Consider the following 19,670-nt stretch of genomic DNA (forward strand, 5'->3'; position numbering starts at 1 on the left):
TCGCACCCTTTTTCGAAGTTTTGGCGGATCTCCGAGACCTGCGATCCGAGGTTTGGGCGTGTGGCTTGGGTTTTCGTGGTGCGCCCGGAGAGACTTGAACTCTCACGTCCTAAGACACTGGAACCTAAATCCAGCGCGTCTGCCAATTCCGCCACGGGCGCGCGTGCACTTACTTTACACAGAGGTGGGTCGTGACCCTAATGCGTACAAGCACCGAGCTCAGCTCAAACTTTAGTTTGGTTCGGTTCGCGTGGTGGGTAGACTGAACCACTGTGAGTGAAGACAGCGAGAGGCCGCAGCGCGAGCGCGTAAAAATCCGCGCTTGGCACATCTTGCTTCTCGCCGCTGCTGTAATCACCTGCCTGCTTTTGGCGTGGTGGCAATGGACCCGCTACCAGTCCGGCACCGGCACTTTCCAAAACCTCGGATACGCCTTGCAGTGGCCGTTCTTCGGAGCGTTCTTCGTCTACGCCTACAGGATGGGCATCAAGATGGAGAACGAAAAGATCGATGCCGAGAATTCAGGCGAGGTACTGGCAAACATGTACGAGGCGGACCTCGCGAGGTTCGGCGCATCGGATGGCGCGACCATCACCGAGATTGATGAAGACTTTCTTCCGCAACGCCCACAAATCGATGTCGCTGAATTCAACGAGATGGTAACTCCGAAACGTCACCACCCTGGCGCAACTTTCGACGAAAGGACCGGCGAAAACTAGCTCATGTCGAACCCGACCAACCCCTCTCACGAGCCTTCGACGCCGCAGCAGACGGCAGCATCGCAGACAGCAACTCCACGCATTCACCCCGAGCGGCAGCGTCGCGTCCGTTCGGCGCTGACGCTGTTTTCCATTGCAGCGTGGGTGACCGGCGTGCTGCTGCTTCTACTGGTGGCCCGCATGGTCATGGAATACGGCTTCGGCATGGATGTTGCCGCGCTTGCTTGGGTCGCCCGCGTGCACGGACTCGCCTTTATCGCATTCCTGATGGCGTCGCTGAACCTGGGACTCAAAGCTCGCTGGCCGGCAACCACCTGGGTAGTCACCGCCATCTCGGGCGTGGTGCCATTCCTATCGTTTGTGGTCGAGGCGCAGCGTCGAAAAGAGGTCAAGCAGACCTTCCAGTTGAGCTAACAGGGTTCGCTGGGCTAACCGGGCTAGCCCAACCGGGGGGGCAACTTCTTAGCGCTCGCCGCGGGTCAGCACCATAACGCCGACCTTCTCTGCGTTGTCGTTCTGCGGGGTGAGCGTCAAAGCATCGTTGTTGATCTGGCCCGTGTATTTCATATCCTGGCCAGTCAGCGGGTCAGCCAGCTTGAAGTCCTCGCCATCTCGCTTGCACTTTGCGTCGTTGGATTCGCCGCTGGTCTCGGTCATAGACCAGGAACAATCGCCGCCGTCGATGGTGAGCGTTGCGGAGCCTCCGCCGGAGGCGGAGTCGGTGGCGGTGATGTCACCAGACCAGGTGCCGTCCCAGTCGCTGGACGAGCCGCAGCCAGAAAGCAGCGCACCAGCGGTCACAGTAGTTACTACAAAAATCAATGGTTTCTTCATAACCCCCACCATAGCCGGAAGGTACTTCTACCCACGAAGCGCGGCAATCGCCGGGGCGAGTTCACGCAGTGCTTTCCCGCGGTGGGAGCGGGCATTCTTCTCCTCCGCTGTGAGTTCGGCAGAAGAACGTCCCGGCGCATCGGCGGGAGCGAAGAGCGGGTCGTAGCCAAACCCGTTCTCGCCGCGCGGTTCACGTAGCAGAGTTCCTTCCCAGCGCCCCTCGGCGGTAGTTTCCTCCCCATCCGGCGTCACAAGCGCGCAGCACGAAACGAACGCGGCACCACGAACGTTGATGTCTTCCATCTGTGCCAGCAGGAGACGGTTGTTCGCCTTGTCGTCACCATGCGCCCCAGACCAGCGTGCGGAGAGCACACCCGGCATCTCGTTGAGGGCGACGACAGTCAGGCCCGAATCGTCCGCGACACACGGCAGCCCGGTGGCTACCGCCCCAGCCCGGGCCTTGATCAACGCGTTTTCCGCGAAGCTGAGACCGGTTTCAGCAGGTTCGGGATACGAGGGGGCGTCGTGAAGCGAAATGAGCTCTACCCCCTCGATGCCGAGCTCGCGCAGGACCTGCTCCAACTCGACGAGCTTTTTCGCGTTGTTCGAAGCGACGAGGAGTTTCACCGTGCTCACAGCCCCAGCGCCGCCTTCTGAGCGGCGATGAGCTCGGCGCAGCCTTTCTCGGCGACATCGAGCATCGCGGCGAGCTGGTCGCGGCCGAACACGCCATGTTCGCCTGTGCCCTGGATCTCGACGAAGTTGCCGCCCTCCTGCATCACCACGTTGAGGTCAACCTCTGCGCGCGAATCCTCGACATAGGGCAGGTCAAGGCAGACGTGGCCGTCGATCACGCCGGCGGACACCGCCGCAACGGGCGCGAGCAGGGGTTCGCCGGGCACGAGGCCGCGGTCTTTGAGCACTGCGATCGCATCTGCAAGCGCGACGTAGGCGCCGGTAATCGACGCAGTGCGGGTGCCGCCATCTGCCTGCAGTACGTCGCAGTCGATTTGGATTGTGTTCTCGCCGAGCTGGGTGAGATCCACAGCGGCACGCAAACTGCGCCCGACCAGGCGTGAAATCTCGTGGGTGCGGCCCTTGACCTTGCCCTTCATCGATTCGCGCGGCATGCGCTCGTGGGTAGCGGACGGCAGCATCGCGTACTCGGCGGTGAGCCAGCCCTCGCCGGAATCCTTCTTAAAGCGTGGCACGCCTTCCTCCGCGGTGGCAGTGCACATCACGCGGGTCTGGCCGAACTCCACCAGCACGCTGCCGGCGGGGTTTGTGGTGAATCCGCGGGTGATGCGCACCGGGCGCATCTCGTCGAAGGCGCGGCCGTCGACGCGGGAGAATGAAGTGTCAGAAACGGGGTCAGTCATGCGCCCCAGACTAACTCACACCTCGAAGACAGCGCCCGCCTCGCCGACGATGACCTCGCCGTCGAACTCGGCCTGCGCCGCAGCCCGAGCGGCTTCCTTATCGCTCCATGGCTGGATGTGCACCAGCACCAGCGTTTTCACCCTGGCTTCGCGCGCGATACGCCCCGCATCCTGGCCGGACAAGTGCATGCCCTCGGGTTGGCCCTCCGACGTTGGCCCCCAAGCCGACTCGCAGAAGAGAAGATCCGCGTTCAACGAGGCGTCGAAAAGCGATGGTGTGAACCCTGAGTCCCCGGTGTAGGTGATGACCTTGCCGGTGGCCTTGTCCTCGACGCGCAGCGCGTGCGACTCGGCTGCCGGATGAACGACTGGGAACGGCGTGATGATCACGCCCTCAAGCTCAACCGGCGTGCCCGAGATCCAGGGATGGAACTCGAAGGTGTCCGAGATGTCATTGATGTCATCGGGGCCATCCGAGCCCATCCGGCCGAAATGTTCGGGTGCGTAGGACGGGCCGTACATTAGGTTCCGACCGGCCGCGGGCGCCGTCGGATGGTAGCGGCGCCACACGAGCAACGACGCCACGTCAGAGCAGTGGTCCGCGTGCAGGTGGCTGAACACGATGTGCGCGGCCGAAGGGTCAAAGTCCCGCTGCATTGCAGCGAGCGCTCCAGGGCCGAAATCCATCACCACATCCGGGTTTCCGGCAGTGGAGACCACATACGACGATCCGGGGTTGCCAGGCGCCGCCAAGCTACCGGAGCATCCGAGGATGGTGAGCTTCATGGACAACACTCTACGGTGCGCCGCGTCCGACCGCATGCACGCGCGGGCCCAGAATGCGCTCGGCCAAGCGGTCGAACTGCTCCGGATCGCCGGTGGACTCGAACACGCGCTGCGGCGTGGTGTCCGGCGCGGCGAGCAGGTCACGCTCGGTGAGGATTCGCAGCACATCCTTCGACGTCTCCTCTGCGGAGGACACCAGCGTGACGTGATCCCCCACCGCCAGCTGAATCACGCCTGAGAGCAGCGGGTAGTGGGTGCACCCGAGCACCAGCGTGTCCACGCCGGCGGCCTGCAGCGGCTCAAGGTAGCCCTGCGTCACGCCCAGAATCTGCCGGCCGGAGGTGATGCCGCGCTCCACGAACTCCACGAACGCGGGACACGCCGCCGCAGTCACCTCTACCGAGGGGTTGAGTGCGAACAGGTCCTGGTACGCCCCGGACGTAATCGTTCCGGTTGTGCCGATGACGCCGATCTTGCCGTTGCGGGTGGTGGCCATCGCGCGACGCACCGCCGGCTGAATTACCTCAACGACGGGGATGTCGTAGCGCTCGCGCGCATCGTGCAAGAACGCCGAGGTGGCGGTGTTGCAGGCGATCACCAGCATTTTGCATCCGCGCTCGACCAGTTCGTCGCTGATCCGCTGCGCATGCGCGCGCACGTCCGCAATCGGCTGCGGGCCGTAAGGCGCATTCGCCGTGTCGCCGATGTAGATCAGCGACTCCCCCGGCAGCTGATCCATCACCGCGCGAGCCACGGTCAGCCCGCCCACACCAGAGTCGAACAGGCCGATCGGCGCGTTGTTGTACTGCTCCACGAGCTCAAACTGCTCCAACTGCGCGCTCACCTGCCCATCTGTTGCCGCAACTGCTTTTCCTGGCGCTTCGCCACCAGCTCCGGCGGGTCGTCCGAGGTAATGATCGTGGCCGCAACGACACCGCCGATTGCGCCGAACAGGTGCGCCTGCCAACTAATCCCGGGGGTGCCGGGCAGCATGCCCCACACCAGACCGGAGTAGAAGAACCCGAGAATCAAGCCAAGAATAATCTGCGCACCGGAGCGGTTGAAAAGCCCGCGCACAAGAAGGTACGCCAGCCAGCCGTACACCAGCCCGGAGGCGCCAATGTGGTTCGTGCCCACGCCGCCGAAAACCCACGTGCCCAGCCCGCCGATGATCACCACAAACGCAGTGACCTCCCAGAACACGCGCTTGCCCGAATACCCCACTAGGAAAGCGAACAGCGCGCCTGCGAACGAGTTGGAAATGATGTGATCCCACCCGCCGTGCAACAGCGGCGAGGTGAAGATGAACGGCAAAGACACCACCTCAAGCGGGTGGATGCCAAACACAACCAGGTAGCCGTTGAAGAAAAGGACGTTGATCAGCTGTACCGCCCAGATCGCCACCAGGTAGCCCACGGCAAAGCGGAGGCCGGTGCTGCGCTGCTGCTTGCGCTTGGACACCGGCTTCGCGCTCGGCTGCGGCTGTTGCACAGGCGGCATGCCAGCCGACCCCATCGGGAAGGCAGGCTGCTGGGTCTCCGGGTGCGAGAACGGGCGCTGGAACGGCTTGCCGTAACCGGGCTGGCCGGTGTCGCCGTAACCCCAACCGGGAGGAGTCTGGTGCTGGTGGTACGGATTGTGAGTCATCGAGGCATTAGCTTAGCGGGCAATCTCACGCCATGCCCGCACACCGTAGGCAGGCTCAGCGCTCACCACAGCATCCACAATCGCGGCTTGCACACAGTCCGCTGCAGCAGCAGAAAGGGCACCAAGCTTATCGACGCTTACGTTATCCACCGCATCCCGCACCGACACAGCGAACAGCGTGTCCCCGTCCAACGGCGAATGCGCGGGGCGCACCGCGCGGGCGATCCCATCATGGCCTGCCATGGCAAGACGCTTGAGCTGCGCGGGGCGAAGCGGCGCGTCGGTGGCGATCACCCCGATGGTGGTGTTCAGCTTCGATTGCGCCTGCCTGGGCATCGGGCGCTGGCATTCCGAGAACGCGTCGAGATCCACCGCCGGTTGCGTCGGGCCACCGTAGAGCCGCCCGGTTGCCGGGTCGATGACGGATCCAACCGGGTTGGCTACGACGTAGGCGGCCACGGTGTATTCCGCGACACCTACTTGTGCCTGGCCGAACCCGCCTTTGAGCACCCCGGCGGTGGCACCGCACCCCGCGCCGACGTTGCCTGATTTTGCGGGTTCGCCCCGGTACGCCTGCGCAACCGCAGCGGCCCCGTCCGCCTGATCCGGCCAATGCTCTGAGTCGCCGACGGCGAGGTCGAAGATCACCGCTGCTGGCACGATCGGCACCCGCGGGCCGCCCGGCACCGCGCCACCGAACACGTCGAAGCCCCGGCCACGCTGGGCGATGGCGCGCATCGCACCGTCCGCGGCTGCGAGACCGAACGCACTGCCTCCGCTGAGCACGACCGCGTGCACCTTCTCCACCGTGTTATGCGGCTCGAGCAGGTCCGTCTCCCGAGTGCCGGGACCACCACCGCGCACGTCGACGGCGCAGGTCATGCCCTCACTGTCTGCTGCGCACACCACCGTAACGCCTGTATCCCCCAGAGATGCGTGGCCGATGAGGACGCCGGAGCCGTCGTCAAGCAAAAAGCTCTCCTATTCCATCATTGCTTCAAGCAGGGAGTCCTGGCAGTAAGCGAGCCAGTCCATAAGCACCGCGCGGTCCTGGGCCTCAGCCTCGCCGCCGCGGTCATCCTCGGAGACGTAGAGACGCATGTCGTTGAGCGCGGCAATGAAGCGCGGCGCGTCGGCCTCCTCGATGGTCACCTCGACCCCGCCTGTGGGCCCGAGAACCTCGTTGACCACCTGCAGGTTAATCAGCTTGGCCTTGATGATGTCGTTTTCGTGGAGGCTCCGCAGCAACCCGTTGTCGCCGTCGAACTCCTCATCGCCCTCCCGCTCGAAGTCGGGCAGCAGGCGCGCGAGCTTCGGATCCTCCGGGGCCTCGGTGTGGCCCGCGGACATGCCGATCATCTCCGCGAACTCGTCCTTCGGCGCGGACTGAGCGCGCCCGATGAGCGCCTCCGAAACGGTAGCGGTGAGATCCCCGATCACTTCGCGCTCCATCGGTTCGAAGCGGGTGGTGAATTTTACGGAAGAGCGCATGAGGCCCTTCTTCCTGCGCCACGGTTGCATGTGCCCTATCCCGCCTGCTGCATTGTGGCCCACAGGCCTGCCGTGTGCAGCTTCTTCACGTCGCCTTCGACCTTGTCTTTCTCGCCCGAGGAGACAACGGCCTTGCCCTCGGTGTGGACCTGCATCATCAGCTCGTTAGCGCGCTTGCGGTCGTAGCCCAGCACGGTCTGGAAGACGTAGGCCACATAGCTCATCAGATTGACCGGGTCATCCCACACGATGCACATCCAGGGCAGGTTCTCGCTGGTGGTGACCTCGACCTCGATCGCCTCGTCCAGTTCAGGCGAGGCGATCGGCGAGCTCATCCGCGCACCTGCGGCGGACGCTTCCGAAGCGTTCATGCAAGCCTTCATGCGCCCCAGCTTACCTTGACCTGCGTCGCCCCTGAATGGAGTAGCCTTGTACAGCATGACTGACTCTTCAGCGTCATCTTCGGCGACCTCCTCGGCGTCATCTTCGGCGACACCCACCCGCGTCAGCGACGCCCGCACCGGCGCCTGTCACGAGTCCACCGCGTTCCTGACGGACATGTACGAGCTGACCATGCTCGACGCCGCGCTGCAGGACGGCACCGCCCACCGCAAGTGCGTGTTCGAGGTGTTCACCCGTCGCATGCCCAACGAACGCCGCTACGGCGTGGTCGCCGGCACCGCCCGCGTGATCGACGCGATCGCTAGCTTCCGCTTCACCGAAGAGCAGATTGAGCTCGCGGACTTCCTCTCTGAGGAGGCGAAGCAGTTCCTGCGCGATTACAAGTTCACCGGCGACGTCGATGGCTACCGCGAAGGCGACCTCTACTTCCCCTACTCGCCGATCCTTACTGTGCGCGGCACGTTCGCCGAGTGCGTGATTCTGGAGACGGTGATCCTCTCCATCTTGAACTACGACTCCGCAGTCGCATCCGCCGCGTCGCGGATGGTATCGGCCGCAGACGGCAAGCCGATCATTGAGATGGGTTCGCGCCGCACGCACGAGCAATCCGCCGTCACCGCGGCCCGCGCAACCTACATCGCCGGCTTCGACGCCACCTCCAACATGGAGGCATCGCTGCGCTACGGCATCCCGGCCTCCGGCACCGCCGCACACTCCTGGACGTTGCTGCACGTGGACGATAGTGGCAAGCCGGACGAGCGCGCCGCCTTCCGCGCCCAGATTGAGGCCGCCGGCGTGGACACGACGCTGCTGGTGGACACGTTCGACATCACGAAGGGTGTGGAAAACGCACTCGAGGTCGCGGGCACCGAGCTCGGCGCGGTGCGCATCGACTCCGGCGATCTGGGCATCATGTCGCGGCGCGTGCGCGCCCAGCTCGACGAGGCTGGGGCGTTCAACACCCGCATCATCGTCTCCAGTGACCTGGACGAGTTCGCAATCGCGGGCCTGCGCTCCGACCCGGTCGACGGGTTCGGTGTGGGCACCTCGGTGGTCACGGGCTCCGGTGCTCCTACTGCGGGCTTGGTGTACAAACTCGTGGAGGTCGACGGGCACTCGGTGGCCAAGCGCTCCTCGGGCAAGGCGACCTACGGCGGCGCGAAAAGCGCCCTGCGCGCCTACCGCGCTTCGGGCGTCGCGGTTGCAGAAGTCGTCTACCCGCAGGGCGCTGAAATCACCCGCAAACAAAACCTGGCCTACCGCGAGCTCACGGTCCCGATGATCAGGGGCGGAGAACTTGTCGACGCCGCGTCTGACCCGTTCAACCTCGAAGCCGCCCGCGCCACTCACCGCGACGCGCTGCAGACGCTGCCTTGGGAGGGCCTGGCACTCTCGCGCGGCGAAGTCGCCATCCCGACGCACTTCGTCGGCTTCCCCGAGCCCGCCGAATAAGCTCGACGGTTGTGAGCCAGCCCCTGTCGCAAACTACCGAAGACCTTCTCGCGGCCGCCGTCGACGCCATCGGCGGCACCCCGCGCCCCGGTCAGCTCGCGATGGCCCAGGCCGTCACCCGCGCCTTCGACTCTGAGCGCCACCTCGCGGTGCAGGCCGGCACCGGTACCGGCAAATCGCTCGCGTACCTCGTCCCTTCGATCCTGCATGCCCAGCGCACCAACTCCACCGTGGTGGTTTCCACCGCCACGATCGCGCTGCAGCGCCAGCTCGTGGAGCGCGACCTTCCGCGGCTTGCCGACGCCCTCGAGCCACTCATGGAGCGCCGGCCGACTTTCGCCATCTTGAAAGGCCGGAACAACTACCTCTGCCTCCATAAGCTTTCGCTTGACGACGACACGCCCGACGCGCTCATCGAGGAAGACAACCTGAGCAGAATCGGACGCGAAGTGAAGCGAGTTGCCGAGTGGGCCGAGGAGACCGAGACCGGCGACCGCGACGACCTCGTCCCAGGTGTGTCAGACCTGGTGTGGCGCCAAGTATCGGTGACCTCGTCGGAGTGCCTCGGCGCCGCGCGCTGCCCACACGGTGAGGAATGCTTCGCCCAGCTCGCCCGCGAAGCTGCCGGCGAAGTCGACGTTGTGGTGACCAACCACGCCATGCTTGCCATCGACGCACTCAGTGACGTGCAGATTCTGCCCGAGCACTCCGCGGTGGTGATTGACGAGGCCCACGAACTCGACGACCGCATCACCGCCGTGGCTACCAACATCATCTCGGACCGCGCGCTCACGCTCGCCGCCCGCCGCGCCGGCAAACTCGGCGCAGATACAGCGGTACTCGAGGATGTCGTCGATGATTTCAACGCTGCGATTGGCATCGAGGAACCGGGCCGCTGGGAGACTATTTCCGAGCCGGCCCGCGCCGCTTTTGCCGCCCTGTCATCCGCGCTGGGCAAGACCTACACCGCAATCGCGGACGCACCACCCGGCGAATCGGAGAATAGCCCCGAGACCTTCGCTGAACGCGGCAATTTGAAGAACCACCTCTCCGACCTCGAAAGCGCCGTCGACCGCATCCTGAGCGTCTTCGACGAAGAGGACGTGACCAAACACCGCGACGTCGTCTGGCTGACCCGCAGCGAGCGCGGCGACGATGCCGTCTCGGTCGCCCCGCTCTCCGTCGCCACGCTCTTGCGCTCCCAGCTTTTCGCTGACACCACCGTGGTGCTCGCCTCAGCGACGCTCAACGTCGGCGGCAACCTCAACGCCATGGCCGCAGCTTGGGGCCTACCCGACGGCAAATGGGACTCCCTCGACGCGGGCACGCCGTTCAACCCGTCAAAGGCCGGTATTCTCTACACTGCGCGCCACCTGCCCCCGCCCGGCCGCGACGGCCTCACCGACCAAACTCTCGACGAGATCGCCGAGCTGATCACCGCCGCCGGCGGGCGCACCCTTGGACTGTTCTCTTCCCGCCGCGCAGCCGATCAGGCCGCCGAAGCAATGCGCTCTCGCCTCCCCTTTGACATCTACCTCCAGGGCGAGGACTCCACCGGCGCACTCGTGGACAAGTTCGCCAAAGCCGAGAACTCCTGCCTCTTCGGCACTCTCTCCCTGTGGCAAGGCGTGGACGTCCCGGGTAGCGCTTTATCGCTCGTGATCATCGACCGCATCCCCTTCCCCCGCCCCGACGATCCCCTGCTCCAAGCACGCTCTAACGCAGCCGATGCCGCAGGACGCTCCGGCTTCATGGAGGTCTCCGCCACGCACGCCGCACTCCTCCTCGCCCAAGGCACGGGCAGGTTGTTGCGCTCAGTAGACGATCGCGGGGTCATCGCGGTCTTGGACAGTCGCTTATCGACGAAGCGTTACGGCGCCTTCCTGCGATCCTCACTCCTCCCGTTCTGGCAGACCACCGACCCGGAAGTCGCCCGCGGAGCCCTGCGCCGCCTCGTCGCCAACTCTTAGCCCCCGCCGCCTCCACCGGCTCCCCTGAGGTCTACATACGTACCCCCAACTTGTAGACCTCAGCCGAATCCGCGCCCCACCTGTCACACGCGACCTGCACGTTTGTCCCGGCACCCCGCTTGACGTCTACACCCAGGAGCCGCAAATGTAGACCTCAGCTGATGGGGGCGGTGCCGGGCGGGAGTGCCACGACGGTCACCGATCCAGGTGCGACCTCCGTGTAACCAGCGTCTCGGACAACCACAGCATTCGGGTGGCCCGAGCACTTCGCGAAAGCCTCCGGGTCCACCTCGCGCACGGAGAGCACGAAGCCGGTTTTTGCCCAGGCGCGGGCTTTTTCCAACGGCAGCGCCGCGGCATAGAGCATCGAAGCGTGGCCGACCTGAGCGGCTGCTTTGCCTAATGACATGGTCAAGGAGGCGTCGATAAGCAAAAGTGGCCCCTCGGTGACGATCGGGGTGGTAGTGCTGTCCTCGAGCTCGGTGCCTTTGATCTGCAGTTTTGCGATAGCGGGCGGGACTTCGTTGGTGGCAGACGGGACGAACGCTCGGGCAGTGCCGACGGTGACACCGGGCAGAACTTGCACGTTGTCCCACGCCTTGTTTCGCGCGCGGCGGGCGACTTTTCGAATGCGGTGCGAGTACCACGCGGCGAGGTGTTCGCGCCAGAATCCCTCGGAGCCCGCGCGCTCGTCGAGGCATACGGCGACGACGGCGCGGGCGGCATCTGTGAGCACCTGGTTACGTGCGGGCGGATCTTGCTTGGGCAAGTTGAGCGCGAGCTGCATCGCCTGGACCGTGGACGGATCGTCCGGGTCCTCGGTTCGGTTCCGGTAATCCCCTTCGATCAGCTCGGCGAGCAGGGCATGAGCCGCGGCGAAGGAGTCTGCCTGTTGCTCGGTCACGAAAGCGGGACTCGGCCGTCGATACCCGCGGTGGTGTTCGCGTGGTCGATCTCTTCGCGGGGGATGCCGAGGATGTAGAGGACCTCATCCAGGAACGGGTGGTTCACGCTGGCGTCCGCGACTTCTTTGAGAGCGGGCTTCGCGTTGAAGGCGATGCCGAGGCCGGCGCGAGAGAGCATGTCGATGTCATTCGCACCGTCGCCGACTGCCACCGTCTGGTTCATGGTGAGCCCGGAGTCAGCGGCGAATTCCTCGAGAAAGTCGGCCTTCGCGGTGCGGTCGACGACCTTGCCGGTGACGCGGCCGGTGAGCTTGCCGTCCACGATCTCAAGAGTGTTGGCGCGCACGTAGTCCAACTCCAAGTCCTCGGCGAGACCCTCAAGCACCTGGATGAAGCCACCGGACACCACTGCGGTGCGGTAGCCCATGGAGTTCAGCGTCCGGATTGTCGTGCGCGCGCCCGGAGTGAGCTCAATCTGGGCGGCGACCTCGTCGATGACCGAGGCGTCGAGGCCTGCAAGGGCTTTCACTCGTTCACGCAAGGACTCCTCGAAGTCGAGCTCGCCACGCATCGCGCGATCCGTGACTTCGGCGACTTCAGCCTCCTTGCCTGCGTGGGCGGCGAGCATCTCGATGACCTCGCCGGTGATCAAGGTGGAGTCGCAGTCGAAGCACACCAGGCGCTTCGCGCGGCGATGCAGGCCCGCGTGCTCCATCGCGATATCGATGCCCAACTCGGCGGAAAGTTCGGCGAGCTGCCTACGTATTTCCTTGCCGTCGCCCGGGGTGTAGTCCGGAATAGTGATGCGGAATTCAAGTCCAGTCACCGGGTACTGGGCGATGCCGCGAATCACGTTGATGTTCGCGCCGAAACTTGCGAGTACTTCGCCGAGGCGAGATACCGCTGCGGCAGTGACCGGGTTGCCCAGTGCGACCACGACGTGAGTGGAGCTTGCTCTTGAAACCTGGGCAGTATCTGCCCCGGTTTCGATAGTCACCCGCTGTCCAAACTCCCAGAGTCCGGCACGGAGGTCGCGCTCAAGGTCCGTCAGTGCCTGCGGGTTCATGCCGACGAGTGCCGCCAGCATGAGACGCCCGCGGAAGTTGGTCTGCTCAACGTCGAGCAACTGCACCTCATGCCGAGCGAGCGCGGTGAAAAACGCGGCTGACACGCCCGGGCGGTCCGGGCCGGAGGTAGTGATGATCGCAGGCTTTAAACCTTCCTGCAGTTCGACCTCGAGTGCGGGCATGGTCGGCTCACTTTCGTGTCTGTGGGGGGGGGCAGGAAACGGTACGCAGCTATTCCCCGCGTCCCCGCGCAGGTTAGCACGGCAAAGCCCCTCATCTATCGATGAGGGGCTACAGCGTTCAGGAGGGTCTGACCGCGCCGAAGTTACGCGCTCGGGGAGGTCTTCGAGCCTGGGCCGTCGACGTGATCGAACTCGTGGCTCGCACCCTTCCACGTTGCCGGGGTGTCCTCAGAGTGGCCGGTGTGAGCTTCACGGCGCATGGTCTCAACCATGTGCGGGTAGTGCAGCTCGAATGCCGGGCGCTCGGAGCGGATGCGCGGCAGGGAGGTGAAGTTGTGGCGCGGCGGCGGGCAGGAAGTTGCCCACTCGAGGGAGTTGCCGTAGCCCCACGGATCGTCCACGGTGACGATCTCGCCGTAGCGCCAAGACTTGAACACGTTCCAGATGAACGGGATCATGCCAAGACCCAGGATCAGTGCGCCCACGGTGGAAACCTGGTTCAGGAGCGTGAAGCCGTCGGTGTCCAGGTAGTCGGCGTAGCGGCGCGGCATACCCATGTTGCCCAGCCAGTGCTGCACCAGGAAGGTCATGTTGAAGCCGATGAAAACCAGCCAGAAGGAAAGCTTCGCCAGCTTCTCGTCCAGCATGCGACCCGTCATCTTCGGGAACCAGAAGTGGACACCTGCGATCGCGGAGAACACCACGGTACCGAAGAGGGTGTAGTGGAAGTGAGCAACCACGAAGTAGGAATCGTGCAGGTGGAAGTCCAGCGGCGGAGCAGCGAGCATGATGCCGGTCAGACCACCGAAGAGGAAGGTGAACAGGAAGCCCATGACCCACATCATCGGGGAATTGAAGGTGATGCGACCGTTCCACATCGTGCCCACCCAGTTGAAGAACTTCACACCGGTCGGCACGGCGATCAGGAAGGTCATGAAGGAGAAGAACGGCAGAAGCACTGCGCCGGTGGCGAACATGTGGTGTGCCCACACTGCCATCGACAGGCCTGCAATCGCCAGGGTTGCGAAGACCAGGCCGATGTAGCCAAAGATCGGCTTGCGGCTGAAGACCGGGATGATCTCGGAGATGATGCCGAAGAACGGCAGTGCGAGAACGTAGACCTCCGGGTGGCCGAAGAACCAGAAGAGGTGCTGCCACAGGATGGCACCGCCGTTAGCGGTGTCGTAGATGTGGCCGCCAAGCAAACGATCGAAGAGGACGCCCATTGCAGCTGCGGTCAGCAGCGGGAAGATCATCAGTGCGATGATCGAGGTCACAAAGATGGTCCAGGTGAATACCGGCAGGCGGAACATGGTCATACCCGGCGCGCGCATGGTCAGCACGGTGGTGAGCATGTTGACCGCCGAAGCAATGGTGCCGACACCGGTCGCACCGACACCCACGACCCAAAGGTTCGCGGACACGGACGGGGTGTGCGTTGCATCAGCCAGCGGCATGTACATGGTCCAGCCGAAGTCGGCCGCACCGCCCGGGGTGAGGAAGCCCGCAAGCATCGCAAAGACACCGACGGTGGTGACCCAGAAACCAAACGCGTTCAGACGCGGGAACGCCACGTCCGGCGCGCCGATCTGCAGCGGCAGCACGTAGTTGGCGAAGCCCCACACGATCGGGGTGCCGAATGCCAGAAGCATCACGGTGCCGTGCATGGTGAAGAGCTGGTTGAACTGCTCGTTTGACAGGAACTGAAGCCCCGGGCTGAACAGCTCGGCGCGAATGAGCAAGGCCATTAGGCCGCCCACGAAGAACCAGACGAACGACATGATGATGTACATCACGCCCAGTTCCTTGTGGTCGGTCGTGGTCAGCTGCTTATACATCTGGGAACCACGGCGTGCGTTGCCAGTCGGTTCCGGACGAGTCGGCGGGACGTAATTGTCCAGCCTTGGCGCCACAGCGGTCATACGATCCTCCTGAATACGGCCTCAGGACTCCCCCCGCAATTGCGCAGGTGAAGCACGAAAAGCCAAATTTGATACCGGATAATAATAACTATCGGTTCATGAAATTGCCAGCCTCCACAGGCGGGCTACGGCCCTGAGTCTATCCTTCCGGCCTCGGTGTTTGGGATTATGGCTAGTCAACTGTCTATTAACGCAGTTCAGGACCGAAACAAAAGCCGCGCCAGCCACCGTGGGTTAACCCAAACGGGGGCGCGCGCGGCGTGTGAGCCGGACGGCCAACAGTATGACTTAGAAGTCCCAGTCGTCGTCCTGGGTGTCCTCCGCCTTACCGATCACGTAGGAGGAGCCGGAACCCGAGAAGAAGTCGTGGTTTTCGTCGGCGTTCGGTGCAAGCGAAGCCAAGATCGCCGGCGATACCCGGGTTTCATCGGCCGGGAACAGCCCCTCGTACCCAAGGTTGTTCAGCGCCTTGTTCGCGTTGTAGCGCAGGAAGCGCTTGACATCCTCGGTCCAACCCAGCGGGTCGTAGAGATCCTCGGTGTACTGGATCTCATTGTCGTAGAGGTCGTAGAGCAGATCGAAGGCGTGCTCCTTGAGTTCATCGCGACGCGCTTCAGACTCATCGCGCAGTGCCACCTGATACTTGTAGCCGATGTAGTAGCCGTGCACCGCCTCGTCGCGAATGATCAGACGGATAATGTCGGCGGTGTTCGTCAGCTTGGAGTGCACAGACCAGTTCAGCGGCAGGTAGAAGCCCGAATAGAAAAGGAAGGACTCCAGCATCACTGACGCGACTTTCTTCTTCAGCGGGTCATCGCCCACGTAGAAGCTTTCGACAATTTTGGCCTTGCGCTGAACCTCTTCGTTTTCCTCGGTCCAACGGAATGCGTCGTTAATCTCTGGAGTGCTCGCGAGCGTCATGTAGATGTTGGAGTAGCTCTTTGCGTGCACCGACTCCATGAACGCGATGTTGGTCAGCACCGCTTCCTCATGAAGGGTGCGCGCGTCCGGAATGAGCGATACCGCGCCGACAGTGCCTTGCAGCGTGTCCAGCAGCGTGAGGTTCGCAAACACGCGCATGGTCGACAGCTTCTCGTCGGCGTTAAGCGTGTTCCAGCTCGGGATATCGTTGGACACGGGGATTTTTTCCGGCAGCCAGAAGTTTCCGGTCAACCGGTCCCACACCTCTTGATCTTTGTCGTCCGGAATCTCGTTCCAGTTAATCGCCTTCAACGGCTTGGGGTGGGCATCGACGTAGTCCTCGTAGTCCTGGTAATCCTGCCCGCCCTGGTAATCCTCGTGGCTCATGCTGCCAATAGTAGCCCGACGGCAGCCCTCCGAGCTGTGACCCCTGCTATTTCATAACAGCTATATATTTCTTATGCGAGTTCTATAGTTGAACCTGCTCACACCACACCGGGAGAGCTTGATTAAACTATTAATCGTTTCGAGGCACGCAACCAGGACGAAGGAGAACTATGCCGGCCCCCCGAGAGTCCGCAGCCGAGCCGCTGTTGGCGTCAGTCCTCGCCACACTGGGCAAGGAAATCGTCTCCGGGGCAATGCCCGCCGGCCACACCTTCACCCTGCAAGACCTCTCAACCCGGTTTGAAATTTCGCGCACCGTCGCCCGAGAGGCCATGCGCGCGCTGGAGCAGCTCGGCTTGGTCACCTCGTCCCGCCGCGTCGGCATTCGTGTGCTTCCCCAGAGCGAGTGGGCAGTTTTCGACCGCTCAGTCATTGCTTGGCGCTTGGCCTGCGAGTCCCAGCGGCCTGACCAAATCCGCTCGCTGGATTCGCTGCGCACCGCCGTCGAGCCGATCGCCGCAGCTCTCGCCGCCATCAACGCGAACGAGGAGCAAGTCGCACGGCTGAAAGAGCTCGCACAGCATCTCTCAGAGCTCACGGAAGCCGGGGCGGGTAACACTGAGGAGTTCCTGGAATCAGACAAGGAGTTCCACACCCTCCTCCTCATTGCATCGGGCAACGAAATGTTCGCCGCTCTCGCCGAACCCATCATGAACGTGCTCGAAGGCCGCACCCGGTACGGCATCATGCCGGATGAGCCGGAGATCGCCACCATGCGCCTCCATTCCGACCTCGCCGAAGCCATTGAACGCGGCGATGTCCAGGCCTCCGAGCGCACCTCCCGCAGCCTCCTGCACGGCATCAGTCAGTTCATGGAAATCTAGAAGCTTTTCGCTTATCGACGGCCTGCCGGACGCGGCTCCCACTCCCCCATGCGTTTGCCATTGCCGGGCAAACTTCGCGGTCCTAAACTTCCCCGCATGACTATTTCAACGTCTGCGTACATGTCGTTCCCGGGAATTGCCGCTGAGGCTTTCAAGTTCTACCACTCCGTATTCGGCGGTGATCTGCATGTGATTACTTACGGTGAGCAGATCGACGCCGGCGTCGAATTCCCCTTTGACGCCCCACGCGAGGCGGTCGCCAACGGGTTCCTATCGGGTCCGTTCTCGCTCACCGGTGGCGACGACCTTCAGCGCTCCGCCGAGAAGTTGAGCCCCGGCGACATCAACTTCACCGCCGAGGTGTCTAGCCACGAAGAAGGCGAGCAGCTCATTGAGAAGCTGACCGCCGACGGTGGCCTAGTGCACATGCCGTTCGCGGTGGCACCGTGGGGCGATCACTTCGGTGTCGTCGAAGACCGTTTTGGCGTGCGCTGGAATGTCACCACCTCCAGCGACGGCGGTCAAAACTAACTACGCAAGATCGGCCCGCCTAGAGCATGCAGGAAACGCAGCCCTCGACCTCGGTGCCTTCCAGCGCCATTTGACGCAGGCGGATGTAGTACAAGGTCTTGATGCCCTTGCGCCATGCGTAAATCTGCGCGCGGTTGATGTCTCGGGTGGTCACGGTGTCCTTAAAGAACAGCGTCAATGACAGGCCCTGGTCAACGTACTTCGTGGCCTCAGCGTACGTGTCGATGATTTTTTCGTACCCGATCTCGTACGCGTCCTTGAAGTATTCCGCGTTCTCGTTATCCATGTGGGGTGCCGGGTAGTACACGCGGCCGATCTTGCCTTCCTTGCGAATTTCGATCTTGGAGGCGATCGGGTGGATCGACGACGTGGAGTTGTTGATGTAGGAGATCGAGCCGGTCGGCGGCACCGCCTGCAGGTAGCGGTTGTAAATACCGTCGCGGGCGACTGCCTGCTTCAGCTCCTCCCATTCCTCGGTGGTTGGGACTGCGATGTCGCTGGCGTCAAAAAGTGCCTTAACCCTCTCTGTCTTCGGCTGGAAGTCGGCGGGATCGTAGCGGTCAAAGAACGCGCCCGAGGCGTACTCGGAGTGCTCGAAGTCGGCAAACGCTTCACCTTTTTCAACGGCAATCTTGTGGGAGGCCTTCACACACTCGTACATCACGGCGGCGAAGTATGCGTTGGTGAAGTCCAGGCCTTCCTCGGAGCCGTACTCGATGTGCTCGCGGCCGAGGTAGCCGTGCAGGTTCATCTGGCCGAGGCCAATCGCGTGGGAGGCATCGTTGCCTTCGCGCACAGACGGTACCGAGTGGATGGAGGTGGAATCAGCCACCGCGGTCAAACCGCGGATCGCGGTCTCAACAGTGCGGGAGAAGTTGTCTGAATCCATCGTCATCGCGATGTTCAGGGAACCGAGGTTGCACGAGATGTCGTGGCCGATCGTGTCGTACGTGAGATCGTCGTTGAGCTCGGAAGCCGAGTTCACCTGCAGGATCTCAGAGCACAGGTTAGACATGTTGATGCGGCCGGTCTTGACCGGGTTGGCCTTGTTCGCAGTGTCCTCAAACAGGATGTACGGGTAGCCGGACTCGAACTGGATCTCTGCGATGGTCTGGAAGAACTGGCGCGCCTTGATTTTGGTCTTACGGATGCGCGGATCCTCCACCATTTCCGCGTACTTCTCGGTGATTGAGATGTCCGCGAACGGCTTACCGTAAACGCGCTCGACATCATACGGGGAGAACAGGTACATATCGTCGTTACGCTTCGCCAGCTCGAACGTGATGTCCGGGATGACCACGCCAAGGGAGAGCGTCTTAATGCGGATCTTCTCATCCGCGTTCTCGCGCTTGGTGTCTAAGAAGCGCATGATGTCCGGGTGGTGCGCGTGGAGGTATACCGCGCCGGCGCCTTGGCGTGCCCCGAGCTGGTTGGCGTAGGAGAAGGAGTCTTCCAGAAGCTTCATCACGGGGATGACACCGGAGGACTGGTTCTCAATGTGCTTGATCGGGGCACCGGACTCGCGAATGTTCGACAGCAGCAGCGCGACACCGCCGCCGCGCTTCGAAAGCTGCAGCGAAGAGTTGATCGCACGACCGATGGACTCCATATTGTCCTCGATGCGCAAAAGGAAGCATGAGACGAGCTCGCCGCGCTGTGCCTTGCCCGCGTTCAGGAACGTCGGCGTGGCCGGCTGGAAGCGGCCGGTCATGATTTCGCCGACAAGCGCGGTGGCCAAATCCTCGTCGCCGTTTGCGAGGAAGAGGGCGGTCATGGAGACGCGGTCTTCGAAGCGCTCGAGGTAGCGCGAGCCGTCAAACGTCTTCAGCGTGTACGAGGTGTAGTACTTGTACGCGCCCAGGAACGTCTTGAAGCGGAACTTGTAGGAGTACGCGCGCTTAAAAGTGGACTTCACAAAGTCCCAGTCATACTTCTCGATCGTCTCCGGCTCGTAGTATTTGTTCTCCACCAGGTAGTCCATCTTTTCTTCCAGATCATGGAAGTAGACGGTGTTCTGGTTGACGTGCTGGAGGAAGAACTGGTTGGCCGCCTCGCGGTCCTTATCAAACTGGATCTGGCCGTTCTCGTCGTACAGGTTAAGCAGCGCGTTCAGCGCGTGGAAATCCAGCTGGTCTGCCTTGGTCGCAGGCTCTGGAACGTTCTTACCAAGGATCTCGGGCGCAGTGGTGGT

The 19,670-nt window shown here is 63.0% G+C and carries 20 protein-coding genes and 1 tRNA gene; 6 read left to right on the forward strand and 15 right to left on the reverse strand.

Annotated features, from left to right (window positions below; all coding sequences use genetic code 11):
* Nucleotides 1-76: 76 nt before the first annotated feature.
* Nucleotides 77-161: transfer RNA gene (locus CGLAU_RS10035), tRNA-Leu, on the reverse strand.
* 111 nt (nt 162-272) lie between these two features.
* Between CGLAU_RS10035 and CGLAU_RS10040 the strand changes: the two genes are divergently transcribed.
* Both CGLAU_RS10040 and CGLAU_RS10045 read left to right on the forward strand, forming a co-directional pair.
* Complete coding sequence (locus tag CGLAU_RS10040) at nt 273-719, forward strand: hypothetical protein (protein ID WP_095660584.1); 447 nt, start codon at nt 273-275, stop codon at nt 717-719.
* Between the two features lie 3 nt (nt 720-722).
* A complete protein-coding gene (locus CGLAU_RS10045; protein WP_095660585.1) occupies nt 723-1,133 on the forward strand; it encodes a DUF3817 domain-containing protein in 411 nt (136 codons plus the stop codon).
* 48 nt (nt 1,134-1,181) lie between these two features.
* On the opposite strand, the gene CGLAU_RS10050 is transcribed toward CGLAU_RS10045, so the two are convergent.
* The 9 genes from CGLAU_RS10050 to clpS all read right to left on the reverse strand — a co-directional run bounded on the left by CGLAU_RS10050 (nt 1,182) and on the right by clpS (nt 7,227).
* Nucleotides 1,182-1,553 carry a hypothetical protein gene (locus tag CGLAU_RS10050; RefSeq protein ID WP_095660586.1) on the reverse strand — a complete coding sequence of 124 codons (372 nt, stop codon included), beginning with the start codon at nt 1,551-1,553 and terminating at the stop codon, nt 1,182-1,184.
* Between the two features lie 27 nt (nt 1,554-1,580).
* Nucleotides 1,581-2,180, reverse strand: a complete 600-nt coding sequence (rdgB, locus tag CGLAU_RS10055; RefSeq protein WP_095661166.1) for an RdgB/HAM1 family non-canonical purine NTP pyrophosphatase — start codon at nt 2,178-2,180, stop codon at nt 1,581-1,583.
* A 5-nt stretch (nt 2,181-2,185) separates the two neighbouring features.
* Entirely contained in the window at nt 2,186-2,932 is a 747-nt protein-coding gene (gene rph / locus CGLAU_RS10060) for a ribonuclease PH (RefSeq protein ID WP_095660587.1), read from the reverse strand.
* A 15-nt stretch (nt 2,933-2,947) separates the two neighbouring features.
* Nucleotides 2,948-3,718, reverse strand: coding sequence for an MBL fold metallo-hydrolase (locus tag CGLAU_RS10065; protein ID WP_095660588.1), 771 nt, complete (start codon nt 3,716-3,718; stop codon nt 2,948-2,950).
* 10 nt (nt 3,719-3,728) lie between these two features.
* A complete protein-coding gene (gene murI / locus CGLAU_RS10070) occupies nt 3,729-4,562 on the reverse strand; it encodes a glutamate racemase (RefSeq protein ID WP_095660589.1) in 834 nt (277 codons plus the stop codon).
* Nucleotides 4,559-5,218: a rhomboid family intramembrane serine protease gene (locus CGLAU_RS10075; protein ID WP_198305110.1), complete on the reverse strand. Its 660-nt coding sequence runs from the start codon at nt 5,216-5,218 to the stop codon at nt 4,559-4,561. Before CGLAU_RS10075 ends, murI begins: the two co-directional genes overlap by 4 nt.
* A 159-nt stretch (nt 5,219-5,377) precedes the next feature.
* The gene (locus CGLAU_RS10080) at nt 5,378-6,337 is read right to left on the reverse strand and encodes a P1 family peptidase (RefSeq protein WP_095660590.1); all 960 of its coding nucleotides are present in this window, start codon (nt 6,335-6,337) and stop codon (nt 5,378-5,380) included.
* Nucleotides 6,338-6,346: 9 nt separating this feature from the next.
* A complete protein-coding gene (locus CGLAU_RS10085) occupies nt 6,347-6,886 on the reverse strand; it encodes a DUF2017 domain-containing protein (RefSeq protein WP_095660591.1) in 540 nt (179 codons plus the stop codon).
* A 5-nt stretch (nt 6,887-6,891) separates the two neighbouring features.
* Nucleotides 6,892-7,227, reverse strand: coding sequence for an ATP-dependent Clp protease adapter ClpS (gene clpS, locus CGLAU_RS10090; protein WP_095661168.1), 336 nt, complete (start codon nt 7,225-7,227; stop codon nt 6,892-6,894).
* Between the two features lie 67 nt (nt 7,228-7,294).
* On the opposite strand from clpS, the gene CGLAU_RS10095 reads away from it, so the two are divergent.
* Nucleotides 7,295-8,710 carry a nicotinate phosphoribosyltransferase gene (locus CGLAU_RS10095; RefSeq protein WP_095660592.1) on the forward strand — a complete coding sequence of 472 codons (1,416 nt, stop codon included), beginning with the start codon at nt 7,295-7,297 and terminating at the stop codon, nt 8,708-8,710.
* 11 nt (nt 8,711-8,721) lie between these two features.
* Nucleotides 8,722-10,680 (forward strand): ATP-dependent DNA helicase, encoded by a 1,959-nt coding sequence (locus tag CGLAU_RS10100; RefSeq protein ID WP_198304918.1) that lies wholly within the window; start codon nt 8,722-8,724, stop codon nt 10,678-10,680.
* Nucleotides 10,681-10,834: 154 nt separating this feature from the next.
* Here CGLAU_RS10100 and CGLAU_RS10105 read toward each other — a convergent pair whose 3' ends face one another.
* The 4 genes from CGLAU_RS10105 to nrdF form a co-directional block, all read right to left on the reverse strand.
* Nucleotides 10,835-11,584, reverse strand: a complete 750-nt coding sequence (locus CGLAU_RS10105) for an aminoacyl-tRNA hydrolase (RefSeq protein ID WP_415877131.1) — start codon at nt 11,582-11,584, stop codon at nt 10,835-10,837.
* Entirely contained in the window at nt 11,581-12,834 is a 1,254-nt protein-coding gene (gene serB, locus CGLAU_RS10110) for a phosphoserine phosphatase SerB (RefSeq protein ID WP_095660593.1), read from the reverse strand. The genes CGLAU_RS10105 and serB overlap by 4 nt, the downstream gene beginning before the upstream one ends.
* Nucleotides 12,835-12,977: 143 nt before the next feature.
* Nucleotides 12,978-14,756, reverse strand: a complete 1,779-nt coding sequence (gene ctaD, locus CGLAU_RS10115) for an aa3-type cytochrome oxidase subunit I (protein ID WP_095660594.1) — start codon at nt 14,754-14,756, stop codon at nt 12,978-12,980.
* A 288-nt stretch (nt 14,757-15,044) separates the two neighbouring features.
* On the reverse strand, nt 15,045-16,064 hold the full coding sequence (gene nrdF, locus CGLAU_RS10120; protein WP_095660595.1) for a class 1b ribonucleoside-diphosphate reductase subunit beta: 1,020 nt from the start codon (nt 16,062-16,064) through the stop codon (nt 15,045-15,047).
* A 170-nt stretch (nt 16,065-16,234) separates the two neighbouring features.
* Between nrdF and CGLAU_RS10125 the strand changes: the two genes are divergently transcribed.
* Together CGLAU_RS10125 and CGLAU_RS10130 are read left to right on the forward strand one after the other, a co-directional pair.
* Nucleotides 16,235-16,948 (forward strand): FadR/GntR family transcriptional regulator, encoded by a 714-nt coding sequence (locus CGLAU_RS10125; RefSeq protein WP_095660596.1) that lies wholly within the window; start codon nt 16,235-16,237, stop codon nt 16,946-16,948.
* Nucleotides 16,949-17,044: 96 nt separating this feature from the next.
* Nucleotides 17,045-17,479, forward strand: coding sequence for a VOC family protein (locus CGLAU_RS10130; RefSeq protein ID WP_095660597.1), 435 nt, complete (start codon nt 17,045-17,047; stop codon nt 17,477-17,479).
* 19 nt (nt 17,480-17,498) lie between these two features.
* On the opposite strand, the gene nrdE is transcribed toward CGLAU_RS10130, so the two are convergent.
* Complete coding sequence (gene nrdE, locus CGLAU_RS10135; protein ID WP_095661171.1) at nt 17,499-19,652, reverse strand: class 1b ribonucleoside-diphosphate reductase subunit alpha; 2,154 nt, start codon at nt 19,650-19,652, stop codon at nt 17,499-17,501.
* Nucleotides 19,653-19,670 lie beyond the last annotated feature (18 nt).

The organism is Corynebacterium glaucum, assembly GCF_002287505.1.
Lineage (GTDB): Bacteria > Actinomycetota > Actinomycetes > Mycobacteriales > Mycobacteriaceae > Corynebacterium > Corynebacterium glaucum.

What these genes read in the sequence shown, in the direction of transcription:
- ctaD (WP_095660594.1), bottom strand. Translation starts at nt 14,756, where the DNA reads ATGACCGCTGTGGCGCCAAGGCTGGACAATTACGTCCCGCCGACTCGT.
- rph (WP_095660587.1), bottom strand. Translation starts at nt 2,932, where the DNA reads ATGACTGACCCCGTTTCTGACACTTCATTCTCCCGCGTCGACGGCCGC.
- CGLAU_RS10045 (WP_095660585.1), top strand. Translation starts at nt 723, where the DNA reads ATGTCGAACCCGACCAACCCCTCTCACGAGCCTTCGACGCCGCAGCAG.
- CGLAU_RS10065 (WP_095660588.1), bottom strand. Translation starts at nt 3,718, where the DNA reads ATGAAGCTCACCATCCTCGGATGCTCCGGTAGCTTGGCGGCGCCTGGC.
- CGLAU_RS10085 (WP_095660591.1), bottom strand. Translation starts at nt 6,886, where the DNA reads ATGCAACCGTGGCGCAGGAAGAAGGGCCTCATGCGCTCTTCCGTAAAA.
- CGLAU_RS10075 (WP_198305110.1), bottom strand. Translation starts at nt 5,218, where the DNA reads ATGCCGCCTGTGCAACAGCCGCAGCCGAGCGCGAAGCCGGTGTCCAAG.
- CGLAU_RS10125 (WP_095660596.1), top strand. Translation starts at nt 16,235, where the DNA reads ATGCCGGCCCCCCGAGAGTCCGCAGCCGAGCCGCTGTTGGCGTCAGTC.
- clpS (WP_095661168.1), bottom strand. Translation starts at nt 7,227, where the DNA reads ATGAACGCTTCGGAAGCGTCCGCCGCAGGTGCGCGGATGAGCTCGCCG.
- serB (WP_095660593.1), bottom strand. Translation starts at nt 12,834, where the DNA reads ATGCCCGCACTCGAGGTCGAACTGCAGGAAGGTTTAAAGCCTGCGATC.
- CGLAU_RS10095 (WP_095660592.1), top strand. Translation starts at nt 7,295, where the DNA reads ATGACTGACTCTTCAGCGTCATCTTCGGCGACCTCCTCGGCGTCATCT.
- CGLAU_RS10050 (WP_095660586.1), bottom strand. Translation starts at nt 1,553, where the DNA reads ATGAAGAAACCATTGATTTTTGTAGTAACTACTGTGACCGCTGGTGCG.
- nrdF (WP_095660595.1), bottom strand. Translation starts at nt 16,064, where the DNA reads ATGAGCCACGAGGATTACCAGGGCGGGCAGGATTACCAGGACTACGAG.
- CGLAU_RS10130 (WP_095660597.1), top strand. Translation starts at nt 17,045, where the DNA reads ATGACTATTTCAACGTCTGCGTACATGTCGTTCCCGGGAATTGCCGCT.